This window comes from Effusibacillus consociatus (assembly GCF_042652925.1).
Classification (GTDB): Bacteria; Bacillota; Bacilli; order Tumebacillales; family Effusibacillaceae; genus Effusibacillus; species Effusibacillus consociatus.
Window position 1 is genome coordinate 25,248 of sequence record NZ_JBHSHC010000137.1, and the last position, 25,964, is coordinate 51,211.

At 52.6% G+C, this 25,964-nt stretch carries 10 protein-coding genes; 1 reads left to right on the forward strand and 9 read right to left on the reverse strand.

Annotated elements, in window-relative coordinates; genetic code table 11:
* Positions 1-3: 3 nt before the first annotated feature.
* From ACFO8Q_RS19550 to ACFO8Q_RS19590, 9 genes are all read right to left on the reverse strand, one after another.
* On the reverse strand, positions 4-1,092 hold the full coding sequence (locus tag ACFO8Q_RS19550; RefSeq protein WP_380028208.1) for a tetratricopeptide repeat protein: 1,089 nt from the start codon (positions 1,090-1,092) through the stop codon (positions 4-6).
* A 28-nt stretch (positions 1,093-1,120) separates the two neighbouring features.
* Positions 1,121-2,521, reverse strand: coding sequence for a TIGR02679 family protein (locus ACFO8Q_RS19555; protein ID WP_380028210.1), 1,401 nt, complete (start codon positions 2,519-2,521; stop codon positions 1,121-1,123).
* 71 nt (positions 2,522-2,592) lie between these two features.
* Positions 2,593-6,717, reverse strand: a complete 4,125-nt coding sequence (locus ACFO8Q_RS19560) for a TIGR02680 family protein (protein WP_380028212.1) — start codon at positions 6,715-6,717, stop codon at positions 2,593-2,595.
* 1 nt (position 6,718) lies between these two features.
* A complete protein-coding gene (locus ACFO8Q_RS19565) occupies positions 6,719-7,939 on the reverse strand; it encodes a TIGR02678 family protein (RefSeq protein ID WP_380028214.1) in 1,221 nt (406 codons plus the stop codon).
* A complete protein-coding gene (locus tag ACFO8Q_RS19570; RefSeq protein ID WP_380028217.1) occupies positions 7,936-9,495 on the reverse strand; it encodes a TIGR02677 family protein in 1,560 nt (519 codons plus the stop codon). Before ACFO8Q_RS19570 ends, ACFO8Q_RS19565 begins: the two co-directional genes overlap by 4 nt.
* A 588-nt stretch (positions 9,496-10,083) precedes the next feature.
* Positions 10,084-18,429 (reverse strand): glycoside hydrolase family 94 protein, encoded by an 8,346-nt coding sequence (locus ACFO8Q_RS19575; protein ID WP_380028219.1) that lies wholly within the window; start codon positions 18,427-18,429, stop codon positions 10,084-10,086.
* A 213-nt stretch (positions 18,430-18,642) separates the two neighbouring features.
* Positions 18,643-20,775, reverse strand: a complete 2,133-nt coding sequence (locus ACFO8Q_RS19580; protein ID WP_380028221.1) for a PAS domain S-box protein — start codon at positions 20,773-20,775, stop codon at positions 18,643-18,645.
* A gap of 13 nt (positions 20,776-20,788) precedes the next feature.
* Positions 20,789-21,979 (reverse strand): beta-ketoacyl-[acyl-carrier-protein] synthase family protein, encoded by a 1,191-nt coding sequence (locus ACFO8Q_RS19585; RefSeq protein ID WP_380028223.1) that lies wholly within the window; start codon positions 21,977-21,979, stop codon positions 20,789-20,791.
* Positions 21,980-22,109: 130 nt separating this feature from the next.
* A complete protein-coding gene (locus ACFO8Q_RS19590; RefSeq protein ID WP_380028225.1) occupies positions 22,110-24,668 on the reverse strand; it encodes an AAA family ATPase in 2,559 nt (852 codons plus the stop codon).
* Positions 24,669-24,966: 298 nt separating this feature from the next.
* Between ACFO8Q_RS19590 and ACFO8Q_RS19595 the strand changes: the two genes are divergently transcribed.
* Positions 24,967-25,923 carry a glycosyl hydrolase family 18 protein gene (locus tag ACFO8Q_RS19595; protein ID WP_380028227.1) on the forward strand — a complete coding sequence of 319 codons (957 nt, stop codon included), beginning with the start codon at positions 24,967-24,969 and terminating at the stop codon, positions 25,921-25,923.
* Positions 25,924-25,964 lie beyond the last annotated feature (41 nt).

The window sequence follows — 25,964 nt, forward strand, 5'->3', positions numbered from 1 at the left end:
ACTCTATTTCAATCGCCGTCTTGCCTCACGATTCAGACCGGCTGCCTTTTCCTCAAACAGTTCGTCCCAACTTTCCTGATAATGCTTGTACAGCAGCGGAAATTTCTTTTTCAGTCTGAGAATCCCGGCGGCGTATTCCTCGTTCATCGTTTCCAGTTCTTCGAGCACGTCAGGGGGAATGGCATCCATCAGTTCCGAGAATTCATCCTGATCCAGCACATCCTCATAAAACCATTCCACAGCCTGCAGTTGAACCAATGGAAACAGATCATCATCATTCTGCATGCGCTCGAGTTCTCTTTCCAGTAGAACCATTTCCCGAGTTTCTTTGCGGACTTCAAATAAAAAGGGGTTCGTGGGATCCAGATAATGGGCCAAATCGGCAAACAGCTCCGCCTCCCGATAGCGAACCGCTGCGAAGTATTCACCGTGCTGTTCCAGCAGAGCTTCCAGAATTCTCGATCGATCTTCCTCCTCTTTGATCGTTTTCAGAAACTGCTTGACACGAGTCTGTATTTTTCCCCATAAGTTCCACTTCTCCAGTTCAATCATCAGAAAGATCCAGTTCATGAACTGGGGGAAATGGTCAGCATGCTGTGCTTCAAGCGAAGGGATGGCAGATTGCACAAGATCCCACGCTTCTTCTTCCCTGCCCAGTTCCAGATAAACTTGTACAAAGGAAGTATTAAGATGAAGGGAATGGCCAGGATGCTTTTCCTGACATTCCTCCAATACTTGCAAAGCTTTTTCCGGCTCCTCATAGTCCAGAAGCATTTGCGATTTCGTAATCATAACCATGACCTTCTCATCTTCATCGGTAGCGTGTTCATACGCCTGCCGCATCTGCTCCTCGAACCCGGCCATATCTTCCTTTTGCAATGATAGAATCGCAAGTCCAATGTAAGCAGGCACATATTCCGGTGAAATTTCCAGGGCCGTTTGAAGCAGCTTTACTGCCTTTTTGAGATGTCCCCTGTCGATCCGTTCCAACGCTTCCTCGAATAGTTTCTCCAATTTGACTCGATTCTCGTATTCCAAATCCAATACTCCGGTTTTCCGCCCCTTAAGCCGGGAACGTTTTGTTCGCTCCATTACTATTCCTCCAGTTCAAAAGGTTTCCCTACCCCAATCTCATGGCTTTCCAATCAGCCAACAGCAAATCCAGAATCTGCTCCTGAAAAACTTTCCTTCCCGATTCCCGCATAACTTTCAAAAGCCGATCATCCCAAGGTACCTCCATACGCTCAAGAGCCTGAATCTCTGCCTCCGAAAAAGAGGGGAGATCACCCCGAATGGCGTCCCGATAAGTCTCGGCATCCAATCGCCAGGGAGCAAACCGGTTTCCGTACCTTTGCAAAAGACCGGTCGCCATGGTCAAACCTTTCACGTCAAAATCTCCGCTGTAATGAATCCTGGACTGCTCATCCGTAATCTTGTCCAGCAACCTCAGAGCGGCCAAGGAGGGTTGACCGCTTGTGCAGAGAAGCGGAAACGGCAATGGAGATCCTGTTAGAGATCCCCAATCCACCAATACGCCGAAAATGGACGGGTTCTCCACCACAAAAACCTCTGATACGGAAGGCAATCTGGCTGTGTCAAGGCGGTCGACGGTCAGCAGCGGCAATGCCACCGGGTCTTTTGCGTATTCTCCCCATCCCGCCACCCAAACAATCGAGCTTATGTCATCCAAAACAATCCCGGAGAACGCGTACTGCGCCCTGATGACCTCACTTTGGGAAACACTCTCCAATGAGTTGTCAGAAATCGGATCCGCTTCATCCGTTGATGGCGTTTCTTCGAAACCGTCTTCCTGCGGGGCAGTCCTGCCGGGTTCTTGTATGCCCGGTTCTTGTATGCCCGGTTCCGATCCCTGCCGGTACCGGTATTGCAAAGCTGTCATGCCCCAATAAAAGATTCTCCCTGCTAGGGTCGAACGGTCGAGGCCGTGCGGGTCGCCCGTCGTCCGTGCCGCAAAAACAGGCAACCGTTCATTGCATGCCGGCAACTGTTCCAGAGCGCTTAGCGCAGTTGCCCAGGCCGGACTGTTCCCTCTCTCACAGTAATCCCTGTAACATTCGAGAAACACCCGGTAACCGCCCCCAGATCCTGCCCTTAACTGTTCGATCCAGATCTTCAACTCTTCTTTCCTTGCAAAACGGGCAGCCCAGCGGCAAAACCGTTCCCATGCCCTCTTTTCGGTTTCTCTCTGTTCCCGCTTGGTGATCCATTCCTCTCCATAGAGCAGACGGAGACAATCCTCAACGGACAAACGAAACCTCGTTTCTTGCAACACCTTTTCAAGTTCGGCAAGACGGAACCTGAAATCGGTCCTGCCCAACATATTCGTCGCAAACAATCCCTCAAGCGCTTCCCGTTCTTCCTCTCGCAATCCGGAGAGGTGGATCGTACCTGCGACCCGCCCGTAGCTTTCGTATTTCTTCCGGACCAGCGGCCACATTCTTTGCAGACCAGGTTGCCTTAGAAAGTCCAGGCATTCCGTGTTTGTACCCGAAGGACTCACCGTGCTCTTCTCCCCCATCTAAAGAAAATTTGGCATTCGCCCCGGCAGCGGACGCAGGTGAGTGCCTGCTCTCACCCGTCAAATCTGGCGGCAGCCACTTCCTTAACGGCCTCCCAGTCACCATCTTCCATCATGCGTCTCTGAACGCCGTTCCAGTAGTACGGAATCAGGGTAACGAAATCCACGTCCTGCGGACGGTAAACTTCATAGATGGAAAGCGAGGGGACTGTGTCGTAGCAGCCCCAGAGCACCTGGCTTGTCATCATATAATCGAATCTCATATCGGTGAGCAGTTGGAACATGTCCCGCATATTCTCATCGTCAACTCCTGCGAACGCTTCATCTAATGTGATCAGGCGGGGGGCATCGGAACGGGAATCCTTGTACCGGGAGTCGGTAGCGGCAAAGAGTGGAATGTACATGGCCATTGCCTTCTCGCCGCCGCTCATTACATTAAAGCGTGAATCGGTCAACTCCCGCCATGGTTGGCTCCCCTTGCGGAAATACAGTGTGAACGCGAACCAATTCCGGTAATCGAGCAACTCTTGCATCCACTTGCGCAATCCTTCTCCCTCCACCGCGTCTTCCTTGGCCCAACGGATTCTCGAACGGAAATGCTCCACCATTTGTTCGATTTCTTCCGGAAGCAGCGTGTTCGGATTTTTCCGCAGCAAACGGACCAATTTTTCCGTATCCATTTCCCTTTCGTTGCGGGCGGCCCTTGGCGTCCACTCAAGCGACAGAACCAATCCGCTGGAGGTCTTTCGGCTTTCCATAAAACGGTTCATTTCCTTGACCCACTGCTCGGCCCGGTTGATCTTGTCCTTGATCGCCCGCCCGACACTGTGAATCAGGATTTGCTCGTACAACTCCCGATCCTTCTCTTCAATCAGCAGACGTTGTTCCTCTTCCATGCGCAACAGCTCATTCAGCAGCATGCGGGGCGTCCAGGGCTGGGTACGGTCCCGCAATGACTCGATAAAAATCCGCTCCCCGGTTTCCTCATAACGTTGCGCCAAAGAGTAATCAAGAAGCGCGTTTTTCGCCAAAACGAACGTTTCCTGCAATTGATTGAGCAGCTGCTCTCTTCTCCGGGATTCATAGCGCGAGCGGAAAAGGTTACGGACGGCTTGCGCCGTCTTTAGAATTTCTTCCGCCTTATCCGTCGCGGCCGTTCTCAACGGATGTTCCGGCTCAAATTCAACGAGCCCCAGTTTCCATTCGTATTGCCAGTTTTGAATGGACTTTTGCAATTGTTGTTCACTTTGTTCCAGTTCCGTCCGTTTTTGCCGCAGTCGTTCTTCCGCGGCTCCGAGTTCCCCGTCCAGCCGGCGCAATTCCGTGTTGCACCGGTCAATGGTCGCATTTAGCCCGGAACGCTGCTCCTTAAGCTCTTGCAATCGTTGGAATACGTCATAGACACCCAATTCCTGCACCAGTTTAGTCAGGGACTGAACCGCTGCCGAAAACTGTGTTTCCCGTGCCGCAAGCACATCCAGATGCTCCTGTTCGGAAGCGATGCGATCCGCTGCTGTCTGGAGTTCTTCTTCCAATTGGCGGGCCTCTTGTCGTATCCTTCCCAGAACCGCCAGAGACGATTTTAGGCTCAGTCCCTGGCGTTCATAGTCTTGCAGGATGTCCAGTGCTTCCCGGAAATCTTTTTCCTTTTTCAAACGGGACCACTTTGCCGTTTTCTCCAGAACCGTCCGCTGTTGATCCCGCCATTTTCGGGCCGCTTCTTTGTATTTGTCGCTGCATTCCGTCTCCACTTTTTGGGCATGTTCCCAATCGGCTTTCGCATTGTGCAAAGCCCGGCCAGCGGCCCGCAACTCATCATCTGCAGGCAGGGCTGCCAGTTCTTGCCGGATACGTTCCGACTCTTCCTGAAGTTTCCGGATTTGTCCGCGGCTATTATCGAATTCCCGTTCGACAGCCTGAATCTGTTCTTCCAACCTCTTGATTTCGGCAAGTCTTGCTTGTTTGCGGGCTTCCGCCCCGATCCACTCCGCCCGTTCCTTGCCGGCCGTTTGCCCGGTCAACGGCCCCAGCACAAACTGGCCTGTTTCGGTGATAAAGGCGCCGTTCCCGTCGCCCTGTCCGATTTGAATGGTTCGCAATACTTCTTCCACCTGTTGTGCGGTCAAACCGCTTTCGGCAGAGGGGGTGGGCTCAAGATAATCGGCCAACGTATGGCCGAACCAAACGGGCGACGGCTTGATCCAAACCTCCTCTTCCTGTTCCAGGACTTCTACCGCATCGGATGAAATCCAGGCGTCCAGCAGTCCGGAACGATGCAGCACGGTTTCCAGCACCGCTTTTGTCCGCTCGTCCACATGTGGGCGAAATTCACAGAGAGCATACAATGGCGCGCCGGGCTGTTTTTCCGACTCCATTTTGCGCTTGCGGGAACGTGTACGAGCCTCGGAACGTTCCGGTTCCGGTTCCCGATGTTCACGCCAAGCTTGCAGCTCGCTCCGCAACTGTTCCAGCAGTTGTACTCGCAAATTCATTTCGTGTTCCGCGGTCAGCCTTTGGGCTGTAATCTCTGCAAAAGCCTGCTCCGCCGCCGATTTGAAAGGTTCCACAATCTCGTCGTAAGACAGTTCCGGGTACCTTTGCAGCCGGTGAAGCACGGTTCGGAACGTCTCCTCCGCCACAGGCAACCGCTGGAGCCCTTTGTGCCACGCAAGCAGCGAGTCTTCGTGCCGGATGATCGCCTCTCGCAGTGCTTCCTCCTTTGCATGCATCAACCGTTCGGCCGCATCCCTGTTCTCACGCGCCACACTCATGCTTTGCTCCGCCTCACTCGCCTTGGCGGCCAACTCCCTTTCATAAACGCAATGCTCGTGAATTTCTTTAAGTTCTTGCCTGTAACCTGCCACATCCCGTTTCCAGCCGGTCCAAAGTCTTTCGTCCGCCGGTTGGCCATCGTTTGCCCATTGCCGTTCATAGAAATCGTGATCCTGAAATTCGATCTCCCGCGAGAGAGCATCCATTTCATTCCGCAATTCCCTCTGCTCGTCCAGGTATTTTGCCAATTCTACCTGAACCTTTTCCACCCTTTCCTCCTTCTTCTGCTTATCCCGCTCCAAACCGTCAATCCGCCCGTTCGTACGCTCAATTTCCTCCTGCGTCTCCGCAAGGCGATCCTGCGCGGTCTTCAATTCGTGCTGTTTTTCCATCGCTTCCGAGCGGTTCAAGTGGTCGATTTCGGTCTCTGTTTGCAGCAGTTCCTGCTTGGAGGCATTCAACAAAGCTTGGGTCTGTTGCGCTTCTTCCTGCAACCCGTTCCAGATCTGCTCCTGTTCAAGTACTTCCGCCGCTTTTTGTTTTCGTTCCGTCTCGTCCTGCAAAGCGTTGGCTGAGAGCTCAAACAGTCGCATCTCGTTATACTGGTCGTAAGCATGAACCAGTTTCTGCGCCTCCGTTCGGTGCATCCGCAATTCGTCCAAACGATCCCCAATTTCGTCCATATCCTCGATGATTTCGGCAAGAGGGCGCAAGTCCTCGTCGCTTAGAGGAGGCAGAGCGTCATTCAGAATGCCGTAGATCGTGGAAGGCTTGAAATCTTTCGATAACTTAGGCGAACGAAGTTGGATCATCAACTCCAGCAGGTCTTTGTACGCCTCCAGGTCCGCAAAGCCAAACAGCAATTGATTCACCAGCTGGCAGTATTCACCCTGTTCGCGGACCACTTTCCCACCGTCGCCGATTGCCTGTTCCAATTCTGCCCGATCCAAAGGTACTTTCTGGCCATGTTTTTCGAACAAATTCCAATCATACAAAAACAGGTCCTTGCCAATTCTCCGCTGGTCGGTGATGGCAAACCCCCAGAATCCCACTTGCGCGGCCCCTCGTCTGGCCCGCAAACCGATCCCTACCGTCAGGAACCTGTTTGATTCAGGTTGCCGAAACTCCAGGTACAAGTATCCCGTCCGGTCCTGAATCCCGCTTTCCGTCTCTCCCAGCAGGTAATATTCGATCTTCCGGTCTCTCGAACCGAACGGATCCAGCCTTGAGGGACGCTTGTCCCCGTCCAAAACCAGCGGCAGGAAACTTTGCATGGTCACCGATTTTCCGGAGCCGTTCGCTCCCCGAAAAATCAGCCTTCCGTCAGACAGTTCGAATACTTCGTCCGAGTAGAACCAAAAATTCAGAACGCCCGCTCGGTTCATCACCCATCTGTTCTCAGTCATTTTATTCGGCCTTCTCCTTCCAGTCGTAGGTTCCGTTCCAGCGCATGAACGCCGGATAAAGCTTGACGGTATGGACTCCCGCTTGCATACCTAAATTCCACTCCCGCAAATGGGCAATCAGTTGATCCGCCAGGAAACTGCTCGTCTTCTCACGGTGTCCCTTGCTCCAATAATCGCCATGATACTCTTTCAATCGGCTCAGAATCCCCTCAAACTCGGCTCTTGTAAGCAGCAAATTGCCATGTTCGTCTTTCTCAAAAATCCCGGGGCTCTTGTGCAATATCCGGCGAATTTCGCCGGCCAGCAGCATCAACAGATCCGACTCTCCTGCCAGAGTCGGAAACAACTCCATCTCTCCGGTGACATCCGTCCAAGCGAACAACAGTCCCTCCCGGAAACGCCGCCCCTCAAGGTTTAACATGTTCCGCATCTGCTCGATCAACCAGGACCTTTGGGTCTGGACATACCTCCGCTCTTCGTCCGACCACTGCCAGTCATACACAACAGGTTCCTGCATCAACCGGCGAAAAATTTTATGTCTTCTGGCCTGCACATCCGAACCGGTCGCGGAATCGGCGGCCGCCGGGAGAACCTGTTCGGCCGGAGCAATCAATTCCTCCATGGATCGGTACTCCGTCAGGTCTTTCGGAAACCGGCGCAGCACATATCGGGCCATCGGGGAAGCCTCGTACAACACGTTGTGATTGCCTCCCTCCCGGGCCCAATCCGATTCCTCCCCTTCCACGGCAACGAGCACTTCCAACTCCCTCAGTTTCTTTAACGCCCGGGCCATGGACAGGCGATGTTCGTAAAGAGTCCAGTCCAGATTGACATCCAGAGACAGCAAGTGTTCGCGGATAGCGTCCACCATTTCGGACAGCAAAAATTGTTCCGCTTCTCCCCGTCCTTCCAGATACCACAGTCCATATGCAAACAGAGCGTAATCCCTGGGACCGTGAAAAGTTTCGATTCGCATCCACGGTTGGTAAGAACCGGGGATTTTCTCCAACTTGGCAAAACTGCGCGTGACGATCAGAGAAAAACCCGCATTGTCGTGAAACCAATCCCGCAATTTCTCGTAATGACTCTTGACCAGCAAAAACATCTCCGGGTCTTTCCGCTTCGTAATCCAGGGCCGGTTCAAAAGCGCCTGGGCAGCCTGCTGCAGCTCCGCTCTCACCCGTTCTTGTGTACCGCCTGCAATCTTTCGGATTCGTCTCACTGTGCGGTCACCTCTTTTAAAAACATTCGGAAGTCAGGCAAATCCAACACTCCGTCTTCAAAGACCAATTTTGCCCGTGCACCGTTTTTGGGCTCCAGCAGGCGAATTTCCAATCCGTCGGGTGTCCGGATCTTTCGCGAACGGCTTGCCATGCACCGGCCGATCCACAGTAACAGGAACTTGCGTTCCAGCAGGGTCAACCGCTCCAGCTCACTCATGGAAAATTCGCCCATCCCGACCCATTTTCTCAGAATCTCATCCTCAGACGCTTTTCCCGCAAGAAACGCTTGCCTGGCTTTTTGCTGCTGCTCTTTCCGGTCACGAATCGCCTCGGTTTCGCCCGTCTTTCTTTGGATTCGGCTGCGCGATTTCAACTCCCGAATGACAGGTATCTCGTCCCACATTGACAGATCGGCCGAATCGGAGGTTCGCTCCCCTTCTCCCTGGAAATGCCGCGTTCGATAAAGACCAAACGTATAAGCGCCGAGACGGTGTGCATCTTCCACGTCTTCCAAGCTCAAAAACCACTGCCCCAAATAATCCAGTTCCCGTTTGCGGCTGATTCCCCACTTGTATTTCTCCTGAATCGCCAACGCATACTTCAGCATTTTGGCAATGCTGTCCTTCGTCGCCCGTTCCAGAAAGATCACGTCACTTCTCTCATTGACGTTTCCCGTAAACCACTGGACGAAGATAGACCACTCCTCCCGTCGGCGATCCATCCGTTCTTCAACCGTGATTGACTCTTCGAACGACGGCATCCTTGCTTCATCGGTTACCACCGCGTTAAGAAAAACCTGCCAGACTTCCGGGTCTGTCTCCTGCAGGGTTGCTTCCAACTGTCCCCCGTAGCGCTGCAGCCCGATGACAAAGTTGCGCAGATAGTGAGTCAACGTGTCTTTAAAGACAAGAAACTGCTCCGTAAGCATCAACTCTTCCGCTTTCCCGGTCTGCAGGCTCGCCAAATAATCTGATGCGTTTTCATGCAGTTGGCGAAATGAGTTTTGCAAATCCCGCCACAGCTGCAAGGCTTCCCCATCCGCCCATTCCGGAGTCTCCCGAACCCGCTTGATATAACCCAATAACCGTTCCAGAAGAGTCGGCTCCAGTGAGCCTCCATAGCCCTGAATGTTTTCCAGATTCTCCAGCATCCGCTCAATCTCGATGGTGTACGGTGTCATTTGATATCGGAATCGCTTGCGCAGGTACTCTTCGATGGTTGTCGCCCTGCCACCGTCATGACGGCTGGTCAGATTTTTCCATTCGGCCAGTGTTTCCAAGTCCCTTTGACACTGTTCCAAAGAGTAACCGTCCAGCAGCCCCCAACTCATTACGCCAGCGTAGACTTCTTCTGGTTTCAGCCAATATTTCAACTTGCTGTGATTTTCATAGAAAAGCCGGAGAATCAAACGGTACCGGGCCACATTTTCCGCATTCAGATATTTGGTCTCCGGTACCGGCTTCGTCCACAATTCCCTTGTTTGTCGTCGGTTCACCGCACTCATCCTTTGCAAGACAATGGTTTCTATCTCTCTACTATAATCGATTTCCGTCATCTCATCACCCCTCATGCAGATTTCCAATATTTAGATATTAGGATGGCCAAATTGGAAAACTCTAGACGTAAGGTCCGGAGTATAATTCCATGTAACCGTCTCCGTTCTAGTCAGTCTGCTCGGGACTAAAGGTAAAACACGGAACAAACGGCAAGTCGAATAGCTGATGCTCGGGAAAATGGGCTGCCGAAGGCGGCCTTCTATTCGACACTTGTTACTGGGCTGGGATCCACGTTCTGGAGTGTCGATCTGTTGTGATGATGGGTTCGGTATGCAGTGATGACTCGTCCGCGGGAAATAGCGGACTTTCAGGTGCTTCTTGTGATATTTTTGGGAGTGTTTTTCGAAATAACGGATCGAAAAACCGTTATTCTTCAAACGGCGAGGTACACCGCAACGTCGAATGAAAATTTAGGCCAAAAAAAGATATACTTTCCATTACGATAAATAAAGCTACATTCGAAGCACCTTCAAAGAAGGAAGGGGGCCTTTTTGAGGAAAAAACCATCGCAGTTTGCGATGGTTTTCCCGTGAAGATTTTAATCAGGAGGGGGAACATTCCCCCCCTTTGCTCTGCTCACCCTGTATCTACATCGTCAGAACGACATGGTGAACCTGCCCGTCGTCGCACAATTCAACATAGGGACCGCGCTCCGCGGTAGGCTCCAGGAGGTCAACCTCCTGTCCGTCAATCATTAGCGTGGTTCCTCCGCTGGACTTGCCCGACGGATTTTTCACGGTGATGAGGTAGCGTGAGCTGCCATAACGGTAGCTGACCGAAAACTCCGGCCATTCACAAGGAATGCATGGCCGGATGTACAGCCGCTCTCCGCGGCGGCGCAAACCAAGGATCCACTCGATTCCGGCCTGATACATCCATCCCGCAGCGCCAGTGTACCACGTCCAGCCGGCATGTCCTTTGTGCGGGTCTGTTGTGTAAACGTCTGCCGCCATGACGTAAGGCTCACCTGCATACTGCCGAACTTCACCAGGCGTCCGGGTATGAGTGATGGGATTTAACATGTGAAACAACTCAAGTGCCTTTTCACCGTTCCCGAGTCTGCACCAAGCGACGATGCTCCATATGACACCATGTGTATACTGGGCCCCGTTCTCGCGAATTCCGGGCGGGTAGCCCTGAATGTACCCCGGACTCGGCTCCGTGCGGTCAAAAGGCGGTGTCAGGAGACGAGCGACGGACAGGTCGCGGTCCACGAGTTCGCGATCAAACGCATGCATCGCCTGTGTCGTCTTGTCCTTCGGCGCCACTTCGGAGATGACTGACCACGACTGGGCGATCGCATCGATGCGGCACTCTTCGTTGTGGATGGAGCCTAACCATTGTCCTGCGTCTGTGAAGGCACGCCGGTACCACTGCCCGTCCCAGGCGTGCTCGTCGAGTGAGACGGCGAGTTGTTGCCGCACATCCCGGTAGCGGCTGGCACGCTCGACATCGCCGAACCGTTCGCACAAATCCTCGAACCGGTTCAGAATTTCACACATAAACCAGCCGAGCCACACGCTCTCGCCCCTGCCAGCTTCGCCGACACGGTTCATCCCGTCGTTCCAGTCCCCGATTCCGATCAGGGGCAGCCCGTGTTCGCCGAAGCGCAATGCCCTGTCGATCGCACGCAAGCAGTGCTCGAAAACGGTGCCGCTCTGCTTTGAGATTCGTGTCGGCTCGTACCGTTCATGTTCATCCTCCCGTAAAGGTTCACTATGAAGAAACGGTACCATCTCCTCAAGCAAACTGTCGTCCCCAGTGTGTTCGATGTACCGTGTGACAGCATACGGCAGCCATAGCAAATCGTCGGAGAAACGTGTGCGGATACCGCGCTCCGTTTCTTCATGCCACCAGTGCTGCACATCGCCCTCCTCATATTGGTGCGCGGCATGGAGCAAAATTTGTGCCCGCGTGAGGTCGGGACGGGTGTGAAGCAAAGCCAGTGAATCTTGCAACTGGTCGCGAAAACCGTATGCACCGCCCGCCTGGTAAAAGGCGGAGCGAGCCCACATTCGGCAGGCAAGCGTCTGGTAAATCAACCAGCCGTTCAGCAGGACATCCATCTCCGGGCAGGGCGTTGAAACCGAGATCTGGTCCAACACACTGTCCCAGAAATCTCTCACGCGTTCGAATGACTGCTCACAGACACGCGTTTGGCTGTATTTTTGAGCGAGCTTGACGGCAGTGTCGTGCGAATGTTCGCAACCCAAAAGGATGTAGACTGTCCGTTCTTCATTAGGTTCGAGCGTGAGCTTGGCCTGCACCGCACCGCAAGCGTCATACAGAGCTCCCGTATTGCCCGACAGGCGCTCCCGACCCATCGCGGACGGATTTTCCAGTGTGCCATTGCGGCCGATAAATTCCTTGCGATCCGCTGTCCAAGACAGATCCTGGGCGAGAGTGGCAGGTTGCGCTTCGGAATCTGCCGAATTCGAGAGCGTGGCAGGCCTATTCGGTTGCGGAAACACGCCTAAAAAGACTGTTGCATCGCGAAATGCCTCCTGATACGTGTTGCGTGCCACCAAGATATTGGCAGATTCGTCCCACTCCGTGACGATGAAGGAGGCGTTGGCTTCGCGCCGCACGCCCAATACCCATTCCGCGTAATAAGTGACGGACAGGCGCCGCTGCTTGGCAGTCCGGTTTTGCAGCCGCAATTTGATCACCTTAACGGGGTAATCCACTGGCACAAAAACGGTTGCTTCCTGCATAAGACCATGACTCTCATGGCGAAACCGCGTATACCCCCGACCATGCGACACGATGTAAGGCTTGTCTGTATGAGCGGGAGATGGGTGGACAGACCACATTTCACCGCTCTCTTCGTCCCGCAGATAGCACACTTCACCTGGGGGGTCGAGCACAGGATCATTAGACCACGGGGTAAGTTTCCACTCACGGCTGTTACGCCACCATGTGTAACCGGTGCCAAGCTCGGAAACAAGGCAGCCGAAGTGCCGGTTGGCGATGACATTTATCCATGGCGCCGGCAGATGATTGCCGTTTTTGAGCACAATCCGGTACTCTCGTCCATCCGGCGAAAATCCTCCCCAACCGTTGAAGTAAACCAAATCGTGAACGTCTCCCGAAACTTGGTTGCCGTTGCCGTTCCTGAGTAACGGCGCAGTCGGCTCAAGCGGCGCCGGCAAAACGGTGTCTGAACGGGGCAATCTGATTTGTGCTCTGAGACTGGGACCGTCTGCACGCAGCACGATGCGGGATACGGCGAGTAACAGTGTCTTTTCCTCGTCCGGTAATTGATTGGCAGCAATGACGAAAACGCTCCCAGGCCCTGCCCCATGACGTTCAACACCGTGGTCCACGGCACGTCGCAGCGCTTCCTGCAAATTCTGCTGGTAGCCACCCTCCGATTCGTTCAGGATGACCAGATCGATAAGTAACCCCTTGCGGCGTAAATATTCGTGTCCAATTAGCAGCTTGACGACAAACTGTATATGGGCCACATCCGCGATCCGCACAAGTACAATTGGCCAATCACCGGAGACTCCGTACGCCCAGAGGCCAGACTGCCCTTTTGAATTTGCCGCGATACTTTTCTCTCGCTCTCCCCGTAGCGGGGCCGCGTATAACGCCTGGCCCGCCAAACTTTGAAAGACCATCGCTTCGGCGGCAGTCAGATGCAAATGCCGAAGCTCGATTTGGCTGCGAGTCCAGGCGAGTTGAAACGTCCGTTCTACCTGAAGGTCCCCGGAGAACCGGTGAACGATGCTGATCGCCTCATCCTTGGTTTCCGCAACACCAGTGATAGCGAACAGCTGAACCCGTTCACCGGGCTCGATCGTCAACCGCCGCCGCATGATAAAGGCAGGGTCCGCCACAGCGCCAACCGTTCCACGCAGGCGGGAGCGGATCCCCTGCGGCTGGGATAGCTTATGGCCCCGGTTGATAAAGCTGGCTCGATCTGTCTCGTATTCCACCGGTCCGAGAGGCCGACCGCCGACCATCAGCGAGTGCACCGCCCACAGCGGTTTCTCGCTTCCGTCACGAGACCGCCGGCGGGCGAGCAGGCACTCGTCATCCGCTGCATATTCCGTTTCGACGAACAATTTGCTGAACGCCGGGTGTGCATCGTCGGCGATGGGAGGTGCCAAGGCTACTTCAAGAAAAGTCGTGACCTCGATGATCCGCGTTTCACTTCCTGAGTTGGTGAGCGTCAATCGGCGAACTTCCGCATTCCATTCCGGCGACACGCAGATTTCAAGGCTCGTCTGCACGTCTCCGTCCACACGCATGAAGGTGGCCCGCTCGAGCGCGAACTGCACGCGCTGTTCAGGGGACGGGACCCGGCACGGCTGAAACGTCGGGGACCAGACCACATCACAGGTAACGTCCCGGATATACATGTAGCTCCCCCAATCGTCCGCCACAGGATCCTCGCGCCAACGTGAGACGGCCACACCTTCGTACCGGCTGAAGCCACTGCCGCTGTTGGTCACCACGCTCATGAATGTACCGTTGGAAAGAACACACACCTCAGGCGTCGGCGTGTCCGCAGAAAGATACTCGCGTAGAGGAACAGTTTGTGCCGGTTTTGGATCCGGCAGGCGCACCCGTGCTTTGGCACGATGCTCAATGATTGCAGGTCGTTCGGGAATCCGTTCCTGCAGCAGCAGTTCGGCCGCCTGCACCCGCTTGTCGCTGTGAAAACGTTCGTACATTTTCTGAGGCAGCAGCAAGTTGGCAAGCGTGAGCAGGCTCATGCCTTGATGATGTGCCATGAAACTGCGGATGACCATGCAGGTCTGATCTTTCGGCATCCTCTCAGCCGTGAAGTCGATGGCTTCGTAGTAGCCGTATGTTCCACGTGCGCCAAGCTCCTCCATTTTGCGCAGATCCTCCAGCACTTGGCGCTTCGAAAAGGGCAGGGCCAGGATTGCCGCATACGGCGCCACGACCAAATCCTGTTCGAGTCCACGCTTGAATCCGAGACCGGGAACGCCAAACGCCCGGTATTGATAGTTCATTTGATAATCAAACGCGTAATAGCCCGATTCCGAGATGCCGAACGGGACACCCCGTTGATGCGCATACTCGATTTGCCGCTGCACGACGGCACGATAGGTGCTGTCCCAGACTGTGTTCCGATAAGTGCGCATAATGGACCACGGCATTAAATATTCAAACATCGTCCCGGACCACGAGAGTAACGTGGCCCCCGGCCCAATCTTTGTCATCGTCCGCCCGAGTGCATGCCAGTGTGCTACAGACACTTGTCCGAGGGCGATGGCAACAAAGCTTGCCTGCCTAGCCTCTGAAGCTAGCAGATCATACAGAACCGTATCTCGCTCGTCCAACGCCGCGTGATAACCCAAGGTGAACAATTTCGCCTTGTGATCGTAAAGCGGGCGGAAGTCTGTCTCGTTTATCATCTCGTCTATGCGGGCGATCAGGTTTTGCCCGCGTGCCACCCAATCCTTGCGTGCTGCCTCTGCTGATATCCGACGGTTCGTTTCTGTGTCAGGCCGAGGCATCAACTCCACGCTGAATTCAACATTCATCGCTTCTGATCCCTTGCCTCCATATTCAACCGGGCCTAGCCGGACGCTCTGTGCAAAGTCTTTCTTGAGCCACTCTCCCAATCCCTCTTTGACCACCATCAGATAGGCCACGAAGTTGCCGGAATCCACCGTCGACACATACAGCGGCGGCAGTGGTTCGAGGGTAACCGTATCGTACCAGTTGTAAAGATGGCCTTTCCATTTGTCTAGGCGCTCAACCGTCTTGATCGTTCGTTCCAGACGTTCAATCAACCCGGGCGTATCGATAAATCCGAAATCCCGCGCAGCCAGGGTGGAGGCCAGATAAAGTCCAATGTTGGTAGGCGACGTACGATGCGCGACCCCATTAGGCGGATCGATTTGAACGTTGTCAGGTGGCAGCCAATTGTCTTTTGGACTGGTGAAGTCCTCGAAAAACGCCCAAATCTGTTTCGCCAGCACCCGCAGTTCTTCCTCCTCAGCCGGTTCGAGCGGCCGCTCGGGTTGTGCCACGGGGCGATCCAACCAGCGGAGGCCAAGCGGAGCGAGTGCCCATAGTGCACTGAGCGCCAAGCCCGTCCACTGTACCGCCGAGGTGCTTCGCGTCCCCACTGCCAATATAAAGAGGAGCACCAGTGTATAGCCGCCCCATACCCCAAGCAGTGCCGGGTGGCGACCCCGACGATTGCGGCGTTCAATTTCAGAGGAACTGACCCATTCGAGCAAATGACGTTTGGAGATGAATAAACGGTTTAGACTTCTAGCGATTGCGTCAAGTAGCAGCGCACTTTGAAACGGCAGCGTCCAGATAATTACCAAAACCTGCCCGATAGCAGACAGCAATCGCCGGGTCCGCCAGACTGTTCGTCGAATTGCCGCCAATTGCCGGATCACCGGCAAGAACAACGCAGCGAACACAATCGCAAGCCAGCGCCCGGGGGAACCTGGCAGAACGGTCAACCCGAGAAGCAGAAGTCCAAAAAGCGCGGGCGGGAGTAAACTGCGCCGCAAGTTATCAATCATCTGCCAGCGAGTGAGGGCGGACAGATCGACCGGAACCAGTACTCCCCGCCGGTCGCAAACGCGGGGAAACAGCCAGCAGAGCAATTGCCAATCCCCGCGAACCCAACGGTGCAGTCTCTTCTGGTAAGAACTGAACGCAGCGGGGTGGTCATCGATCAATTCGATGTCTGACAGAAGGCCGGCACGTAAAAAGCCTCCTTCCAACAAATCGTGGCTAAGCACACGGTTTTCGGGAATGCGTTCACACAGTACCTGCGCAAACATATCAACATCGAATATGCCCTTGCCCGTAAAAATTCCCTGCCCTAGTCCGTCCTGGTATGGATCCGAGACGGCAAACGCGTACGGATCAATTCCCGGCTCCCCTGACCACAAATAAGCAAACCGCGAGCGTACGGCCGCCTCGTGGCTAATGCCTATGCGAGGCTGCAGCACGCCGTATCCCTCGACGACCCGTGTCCGCGTGCGGTTTAACCGCGGTCGATTATAGGGCAGATGCAGGGTGCCGATCATCCGTTGCGCGCTGCCCATGGGTAGCTTCGTGTCCGCATCGAGCGTGATGATGTATCGAATGCGCGAAAGGACAGCCGAATCCCCGACTACGAAGTCATACGCCGTCTCTGTACGTCCTTTTAGCAGTTCGACAAACTCCACCAATTTGCCACGCTTGCGCTCCCACCCCATCCATACCCCCTCGGACGGGTTCCACAGCCTACGGCGCTGAAAGAGGTGAAAGGTCGTCCCGCCCGGACGGGAATACGTTCTGTTTAACGCCTCAATACTTTCGCGCGCGGCTGCCAGAACGGCGGTGTCCTCCGGAAGGCTCTCCTCGTCGGCGTCGACGAAATCCCCCAGGAGAGCGTAGTGGATATTCGGGTCGCGGTTCGCCAGGTAATGCAGTTCCAGTCGATCCACCAATTCCTGCACTTCTTCGACTGTCGACCAAATTACGGGAATTACGACCATAGTGGTCGCTTCGGCCGGAATTCCATGCGAAAAATCGTATCGCAACAACGGCCGCGGACGCATTCCGCATTCTATAAGCCAGTGCACCGCTGTGACGGCCCACTCGCTCGCAGGAAACGCCAGTGCCAGTACAATTACCGCCCACTGGGTCGGCGTTAAGCTGACGCCGCCACCGATCCACGCGGCGAATCCCAACAGGGCAAGCGCAAACAATCCTGCGAGCAGGGTGAAATACACGCCAGTGGCGCGTCTCAATATACCTATTTCCGGCAAAAGCCGGGGCCTGCCGCAAATTTGCAGCGCACTTCTCAACTCCCTGACGCCAGCCGGCTCGAGCAAGTAGTAAGCTGCAAACGCCTGTCGCGGCAGTTCCGCTGATTCTGTCGAACTGCCATCCGCATCATCTCTGTTTGTCCGCCCGACCTTTGCACACGCCCGCTCGTGCTCCCCTGCCGCGAGCTCCACTGCCTGCTTTGCGACCAAATTTTCCGGAACGTGCAAGCGGCGGGCCAATTCCTCAACTCGTCTACGCAACTGGTCGCGGCTGGAAAAATCGAGGAGCGGATAAACGCCTGTGCTTTCCTGGCGCAGAGTGCGCTCGACCAAGCAAATCTGTTCGAACGGATCGCTCCAGTCCCAGCGCTCGATTTTGCGGAGACTGCCGATAACGTTGCCTGCCGCCACTTGATAAGCGGCCTGAAGCTGATACTCGTATGAGACAATTCGATCAAGGCTGTCAGGCCCATTTTCCAGTTTGCACAACAGCCATTCGCGCACGGTTGCGGAATCGTCCGCCCACTCGCGCAGGTGACTCACCAAGTGCGCGATCAACGGACCAGAGAGCGGAATATCTTGCCCCGCGTCTTCCAGTGCAGCCCTGAGTGTATCCGGATTTAACTTCGACGGCTCTATTTGCGCCAGCAGCCGTTCGACTAGCGAACACACCTCCCGTCGTTCGCGAACGAGTTCCATGATTTCGGCAAGGCGCCGGGTCAAGGCTACGCGCAGCATAAGCGGAATCGACCACGCCTCGGCAATCGTCAAAACGGATACTTCCTGGTAAAAATTGATGTAGGAAACAAGTGAGTCCTCGTCAAGGATACCGTCCGCATGCTTAAGATAATCCGAGCACAGAGACAGGACGCGTGGCTCACCGCTCTTGCGCAGGCGTGGCAAACAACGTAGAAATGCGCCGGAGAGTCGGTGTCGAACGACCAATGCCTGTTCCTCGATGAACTCAGCGTGGTCGAGCAGCCATTCTTCCGCGGGCTGCGAACAACTTGCACGACCGTCTTGCAGGGAGCGTACGAACGCGCGCAAACTCTCGATGTCTGCATAAAACTCCCGCCACAGGTACTTCGACGAGCATCGTCCCACGTACGAGTCGTGTTTCAGCCCGAGATCGTGCGCTTTTTGTCGGAGTTGTTCAGTACTAAGAATCATAGGTCCTCCCGGAGATAGTCAGTAGTTGAAAAGTGTTCAGAAGTACTCAGCACCCGATGCTGCGGAAGAATCCGCAATCTAAATATTCCCATCTTGACTTCGTGTTATGAAATTCGGTTTTGTGCCTGTGAAGGCAAGGACAAAAAAAGAAAGAGCCTCTAAATGCAAGGCTCTACTCCAAACACGCTGTGAAGGTGGATTGTTTGATTCATTTTAAGCAACAGGCAGAACAATATTTACACAGGTTCCTTTGTTGAGTTCACTTTCAATCTGGATGCTCCCCTTATGAGCTTCAATAATTTTATAGCTGATCATCAGCCCCAGTCCTGTCCCCTTTTCTTTCGTTGTGTAAAAGGGTTCACCTAACCTTTGGATCCGTTCCTCGGGAATCCCGCAGCCCTGATCAATGAAACGAATCAACACTTTGTCTTGCTCTTGCATCTGAATCCGAATTTCAATGTTTCCGCCGTGCGGCATTGCTTCAATCGAGTTTTTCAGGACATTGAGAAACACCTGCTTCAATTGATTCTCTTCACATTTGATCAGGGGAATGTCCGGTTCAAATGAATTTTTGATCTGAACGTTGTTTAAAATCGCTTGGGTCTCGAGCAAGGCAACAATACTCCGCAGCAATACCCGAACATCTTTTTGTTGGAAGTTCATGGCCTGCGGTTTTGCAAGGACAAGGAATTCGTTGACGATCAATTCAATCCGTTCCAGCTCCGATAGCATAATCGTAAAGTACTTTTCGTTATCATCAATTTTTGCTTGCAGCAATTGGACAAATCCTTTTAGGGCGGTTAGCGGATTTCGAATCTCATGAGCGACTCCCGCTGCCAACTCGCCTACAACAGAGAGTTTATCGGATTTGCGCAGCAATTCCTCGGTCTTCTTATGCTCTGTGATATCAAGCAGTGTGCCAATAATGGCAGGTATCCCTTTATAAACGGTGGTCGATCCGTAGACTTCAGTCTCAATAACAGTTCGGTCTTTCTTGACTCCCCGGACCTGGTAGCGCATGCTTTTCATCTCACCGCCCACCGATTTCTGAAAATACTCGGCTGCGAGAGGCCGATCGTCCGGCAATAGTAAATCCATGACATCCATTTCCAGGATTTCCTGTTGCGTATAACCGAAAATTTCAGCGTAACGAGGATTCACATAAGAAAATCGCCCATTTTGATAAATGTAGACTCCCACTAACGATCCTTCCACCAGGCTTCGATACTTGGTTTCCGCTTCCGTCAAAGCTTCCTCTATCTGTTTTCGCTCCGTAATGTCGGTGGACACACAAAGGATTTGTTTTCGGTTGGACGAGATAATGGGAATCTTTGCAGTTTGTACCCATCGTACATTCCCTTGCGGGTCAATAAAGGTTTCTTCAGGTGTAAACTTCTTCTGAAATGATTTCATCACTTCCCGGTCTTCCTGAAGATTTTTTAGAACTTCCTCCCGATTGGGGTTCAAATCCGCTTCACTTTTGCCAAGGAGCTGCTCAGGGGTGGTTCCATACAACTTGGCAAGCGAAAGATTGGCGAGAATAAATTTTCCCTCCCAGTCTTTTGCATAGATAAAGTTCGGATTCATATCGATGATTTTGCGGAGAAAATCTTTCTGCCCAAGAAGAGAAGCGTTCATTTCCCGAATCATGTTGGCGTGCATCCGAATAAACGCCACAAAGATGACGATGGAATGGAGCATTACAGCGATTCCGCTGGAGAACGCAATCGTTTTTTCTGACATGTTCAGAATCCCGATCAAGTAGGTGACCACCATAGCCCAAACAAAAAGAATCAAGAAAGAACGGAGATACAGATCCGTTACTTTCAAACTGGCAAACAAACTGATCAGAATGCTAATCAGCAGCAAAATGAGATAGAGCTTGAATGTCCATCCCCATTCTCCATACGTGGGATACAGGAGATTGGTACTGCTGTTTTCAATCAGATGAACGTCTTTTATGCCTTTGTCGCTCCAACCTGCCAGATATACGATTACGCTCCATAAATAAAAAGCCATTACAACATATTTATTCAGAACAAGACGGCATGTTCTATCTATTACTCCCTCAGAAGACATTTCCCTCGAAGCGATGTATGCGACAGTCAATAACGCAGGTGCAAGCATCACGGTTCCGAACCGAAATAACCGGAATAAAAAATCAATTGTTTCGAGTGAGAGGATTCCGTATGAATACAATACAGCCACATCAAGCTGCCACACGCTGATCGATAACATAAAACCAAACAACGCGATGGTAAACTTCGATTTTCGGAACAGGACGATCATCGCAATCCCAAGCGTTAATGGAACCGCACAAATGGCAAACATCAATGTGTAAGGCATACTTCTCGCACCTCTAAGACGTATATTTCGATACCAATAAACACGCGTTATTGCCTCCATACCCATGGGTGGTTATGGCTACATGCCGGACCTCACAATATCGTGTTTGGAGAACAATCGGCAAGTCCCCATATCCTTCTCCGGATGTCTTGCTTGTTGGAGGTATGAATCCGTATTCCATACTTAAAAGAGCGGAGACGATTTGCATACCGCCGGATGCTCCAAAAGCATGTCCAATCATTCCTTTTATGGATGTAATCGGAACCGAGGTTCCGAATAACGTTCGGTGAGCAATGCTCTCCACAGTATCGTTTTCGTTCAAGCCCAGCGCCTGACTGTTGACATATGTAGGGACAATACTGCCAACCGCATCCCGAAGAGCAGAAATCATATTGTTCCCCGTCTGATCGGAGCGGTTGATCGACAGACCATCATTATTGGCACTGCCCCGATTTACAATGCCAAAGATCGATGCATCTCTGGAGATCGCATCCGCTTCCCGTTCCAATATGAGAACCGCAGCTCCTTCCGACATAACAAACCCTTCGGTTGCAGAGGAAAAAGGGACTCCCGCCTGATGGATACCCTGATTGATCGGCAGCGAATTTAACTTTGCAAAAGAATAGAGCACAACACTGGAAAAAGGAGCTTCCGCCCCTCCTGCGATACAAACATCAGACTGCCCGCTTTCCAACAACAGCTTTCCAAGAAGCAATGCATCTGAACTCGCTGTACATCCGGTGCTCAGAGTAAACACTTGCGCCTGAATCCCCAAATGACCGGCGACAGCGGAGGATACGCTGTGCATATTCACTAATCCGGCCGTCCAAAAAGGAAACTTCTTAAATTGATCGTTCGTGCTCAGGGCGGCAGCCGCTTCGAATTCTGCAAGCCCGCTGGTGGACGAGCCGATCAGGATTGCCACACGCCTGCCGCGTAAATCCCGTAACCCTGCCATTTCTATCGCATCGTCTGCTGCCGCCACCGCCAGCCGACTGGCTCGCGGATGATGCTTATAGTTTCGCCCGTTAATTTTTTCAAATCGATCATGTATCACGCCACAAATAAGATCCGACCCGTTAGGCCCGATTCCTTGCAGAACCTCCTGGGTGCAAATCCCCTGTTCCAAAACATCCTTAAACTCTTGTTTATTACGAACTCCAGGAGCTTTGATACCGTACCCTGTAACGACTACTTTTCCCACGATTGCTGACCTCCTACTGCCTCCTACTACAATAACTGAATTGCAGGATAAAATATAGATGCTTCTAGCCAAAACAACGCTAAAAAAGGCGTCAGCCCAAGAGCCGACGCCTTATTCTGTTATATTTGGTCTACGCCTCTGAATCAATTATAATATCATCTTCAGTTATTGTGCACAGTATCTCCCGCCCCTGTGCTTCCTGCATCCGGCTGATCCTGGTGGACATGTTCAATTTCGCCTGTTCGAATACTGTCTCGGCCAAGCGCCCGTTGCCAAAATCGGTCCCTGCCGCCAACGATTCCTGCAAAAAGATACGCCACAACTTTTCAGCCGCCTCCTCCGACAACCGGTAATCGGATGCACGCGCCTTCCTTTTTACAATCTCGACCAGTTCACTTGGCGAATAGTCGGGAAAATGAAGCGTAAAGCGAACCCTGCTTTTAAGCCCGGGATTTGATTCAAACAGATTCTCCATTTCTTTTGTGTATCCCGCGAGTATAACGGTCAAAAGTCCCTTCTTGTCTTCCATCTCCTTGATCAGTGCAGTCAAAGCTTCCCAGCCAAAATCCTCTCGTCCGCGCGGGGCCAAAGCATACGCTTCGTCGATAAACAGCACCCCTCCGAGAGCTTCCTTGATCTTTTCGGCCGTCTTCAACGCAGTTTGCCCGATATAGCCCGCCACCAAATCTTTACGGCTCACTTCCACGAAATGGCCCTTTGGGAGCAAATTCATGGCCTGGAGAATCCGTCCCATAAGCCGGGCTACCGTAGTCTTCCCGGTACCCGGATTCCCGGTGAAGGCCATATGGGTCGTGATCGGTTCATCGGTGAATCCATGCTCCGCCCGTTTCCGCTCAAAGCCCAGCACATCGACTATCTGGTTCACCAACCGTTTCACCTGCTCTAACCCGACTAATTGATCCAGTTCGGCCAGCAGGCTTTCCAGGCTGTCTGATTCCGAAAGATCATCTTTCAGAAAATCGTCCGCCGCCAATGTGGTATAAACATCCTCGGATGGTTCTCGATCGGCAGCGCGGAGGGCATGCCGAATTTTGGCTTTTTCGAACAGGTTTCGAACTGTCCGGGCATTCCCGAACGATTCATCCACCTTCTCCCGCAGCACCTGTCTGATCAAAGTTTCTTTCGCATCCTCTGTGAGTGCATAATGATCCTTCTGCGCGATATATTCCGCAATTTCAATCAATTCTTTTTCCGTATAATCGGGAAATTCAATATGAAACGGAATCCGTTCCCTAAGCCCCGGGTTCGATCCGATAAACTCATTCATTTCCTTCTTGTATCCGGCCAAAATAACGATCAGATTCTCCCGGTAATCTTCCATCATCTTGACCAGTCCATGTATGGCATTCAGCCCAAAATCCTTGTTGGAGTCTTTTTTGTAGAGAGCATAGGCCTCATCGATAAACAATATCCCCCCCATCGCACGCCTCATGTATTTGACAAGGTTCGATTCCGTATGTCCCATATATTGGCCGACCAACAATTGCCGGTCCACTTCCACAACATGCCCTTTCGACAGAAAGCCCAGCTCTTTAAAAATTTTCCCTAACATGCGTGCGACCATAGTTTTCCCCGTACCCGGATTTCCAAGGAACGCCATGTGCAGCGTGGGTGATTTCGAGGGGACGCCAATCGCGTTCATCCGCTTTTTCTCAAAAGCGGCAAACTGGGCAATCTCCCGAATCTGCTTCTTAACGAATGCAAGTCCCGGCAATTGTTCCAGTTTGCTTAACATGGATTCGACAGGATCTGCCGCAGGCTCCTCTTCCTCCTTTTCCGGTCGGATGGAGAAATCGGCCTGCACCAAGAGTTCGGAAACTGTTGCCTCCAATTGCTGTTCCACATCCTCAACCGGCGGCTGGAGGATTACTTTTGTCGGCGGTGTGTTCTTCTCATCCTGTTTTTGATGGGAATCCGGCTCCTTCCTGACATTCTCGCGGTTTGACAGATAGAGAGTAGGAGCAGTCGCCGGATACGGTTTAATCAGGATCTCTCTTATACCGGATGCCCCTGCTCCGGAAAGATACACCAACCGGTCATCCGCAATGCAATTGAGTTTAAGACCCTCCGGGACTTGTGCAAGACGGTTGCAGAATGTCTCACAGGGCCATAAAAATACACCCGATGTATAGGGATTGGTTTCAAACTTTTCCGTATGAAGGCACACCCATCCTCCCCCAACACGAACGGGAATGGCTGTCCCTTCGCATGAAGCCAGAGAACGCAGCAACTGCTTGCTGTCAGAAATCAAAAACCGGATCACCCGGTGCGATTCGAAATTGCTCTTGGCAAAGTCATGATTCTTGGAAGGTTCTTCAATAATATGATTCGGGACATGGAAATGTTTCTTTCCCGATTGAAAAGAAAGAGTGGTTTCCCGGCACGTAACCGTGATTTCCCTTCCCACACGAAAGAGCTTGATCATGGGCTTTAATTTATGAACCTGGACACGGCAATACAACACCTCCCGTTCGTCAGTCGAACGGATCGGCAGAATGATTTTATAAACGCTTTCTGCATCTTCATCCACAAACGTTAAAGTTCCGAAATTTACATCTATACATAACAGGATCGTACGCACCTGATCCAATTTGGCAGCTCGCACCGTGATATCCTGAAGCGCTGACATCCAGTGTTCCGAAGCGATCGTTACCTGTACCGCCCTCATCCTGCTCTCTCCCTTCAGCCGACTCTTGCTACATCGTATGCGAATTCCGGTTCAAGTGCCCAAAGAAAACGTCAGCCCATTTTTTGGTTAATTCCCCCTGATTTCCCAGTATCCGTTTCTATCGATCCCCTTCCTTTGTTCAGTAGAATAGTTGGTAGAAGGCAACCGAAACGAGAGGAGTTTATCGTGAAAGAACTGTGGATCATTTACCTGCTGTCCTTTTTGCTCTCAGTATCATCTCACTCTTATACACCTGAAGATTTCCGGAACGGCACTGTTCTCTCGGTCGCAGCGGTTGATGCGGGACCAGGTTCAAGTTTATTCAGAGCCAAATAGCGCTTCCGGCATCGCCGCTTCTCTTCAGAAAGGAGAAGAATACCCGATTGTGGAATCTGCCAGGTCCTACTACAAGATTCAGATGCTGGGCGGAAAGCAGGGGTGGGTGAAAAAATCACAGGTTCAGCATAAAAAAGTGAAGAGAGTCGTGATGAGCTGGAACTTCGGCGGCAGTACGAATCTTTACATGCAGCAAAGCGCTTCCGCCAACCAGCACGTGGTGTCCCCGCGCTGGTATGTTTTATCGGATAAGAAGGATCCGATGGTTTCCATTCAGGTGGACCCTGCATATGTAAAATGGGCTCATGACAATGGCAAACAAATCTGGCCTTTGTTCGGAAACCGGTTTGATCCGGAACTTACCCGTTCTTTGTTGAGCAGCCCGGAGAAACGGCAAAAAGTTGTCGCAGCGATTAAAGAGTCACTTGTACAGTATCAAATTGACGGCATCAACGTTGATTTTGAAAACGTGGATATCAGGAACAAAGCGGACTTCGTGGCATTTGTCCAAGAACTTAGCGATGCCTTAAAACCGCTTGGCAAAGTGGTATCCGTCGACGTAGCCCGTATCAGCCCGGATCCGAACTGGTCGGGCAGCTATGACCGGGCCGGTCTTGGCAAAGCTGCCGACTACGTAATCCTGATGGGATATGACGAGCACTGGAATGGCGGGGGAAAGGCCGGGTCGGTTGCTTCTCTGCCGTGGACGGAAGAAGGAATCACATTGTTGATGAATGAGGTCCCGTCGCACAAAATCATTCTTGGAGTTCCATTCTACACAAGGGAATGGGTAACCGATCCTGCTACCGGGAAGGTGACAGGCATTGACCGTTCGATGGGAGAGGTTGAAAAGCTGGTTGCGGAAAGAGGATTGCAAAAAATCCGGGATGTGAATATTTCGGCGCGGCAGAGCCGCTAGGTTAATGAATGAGAGCCAATATGTTAATGGGGAGAGCCACC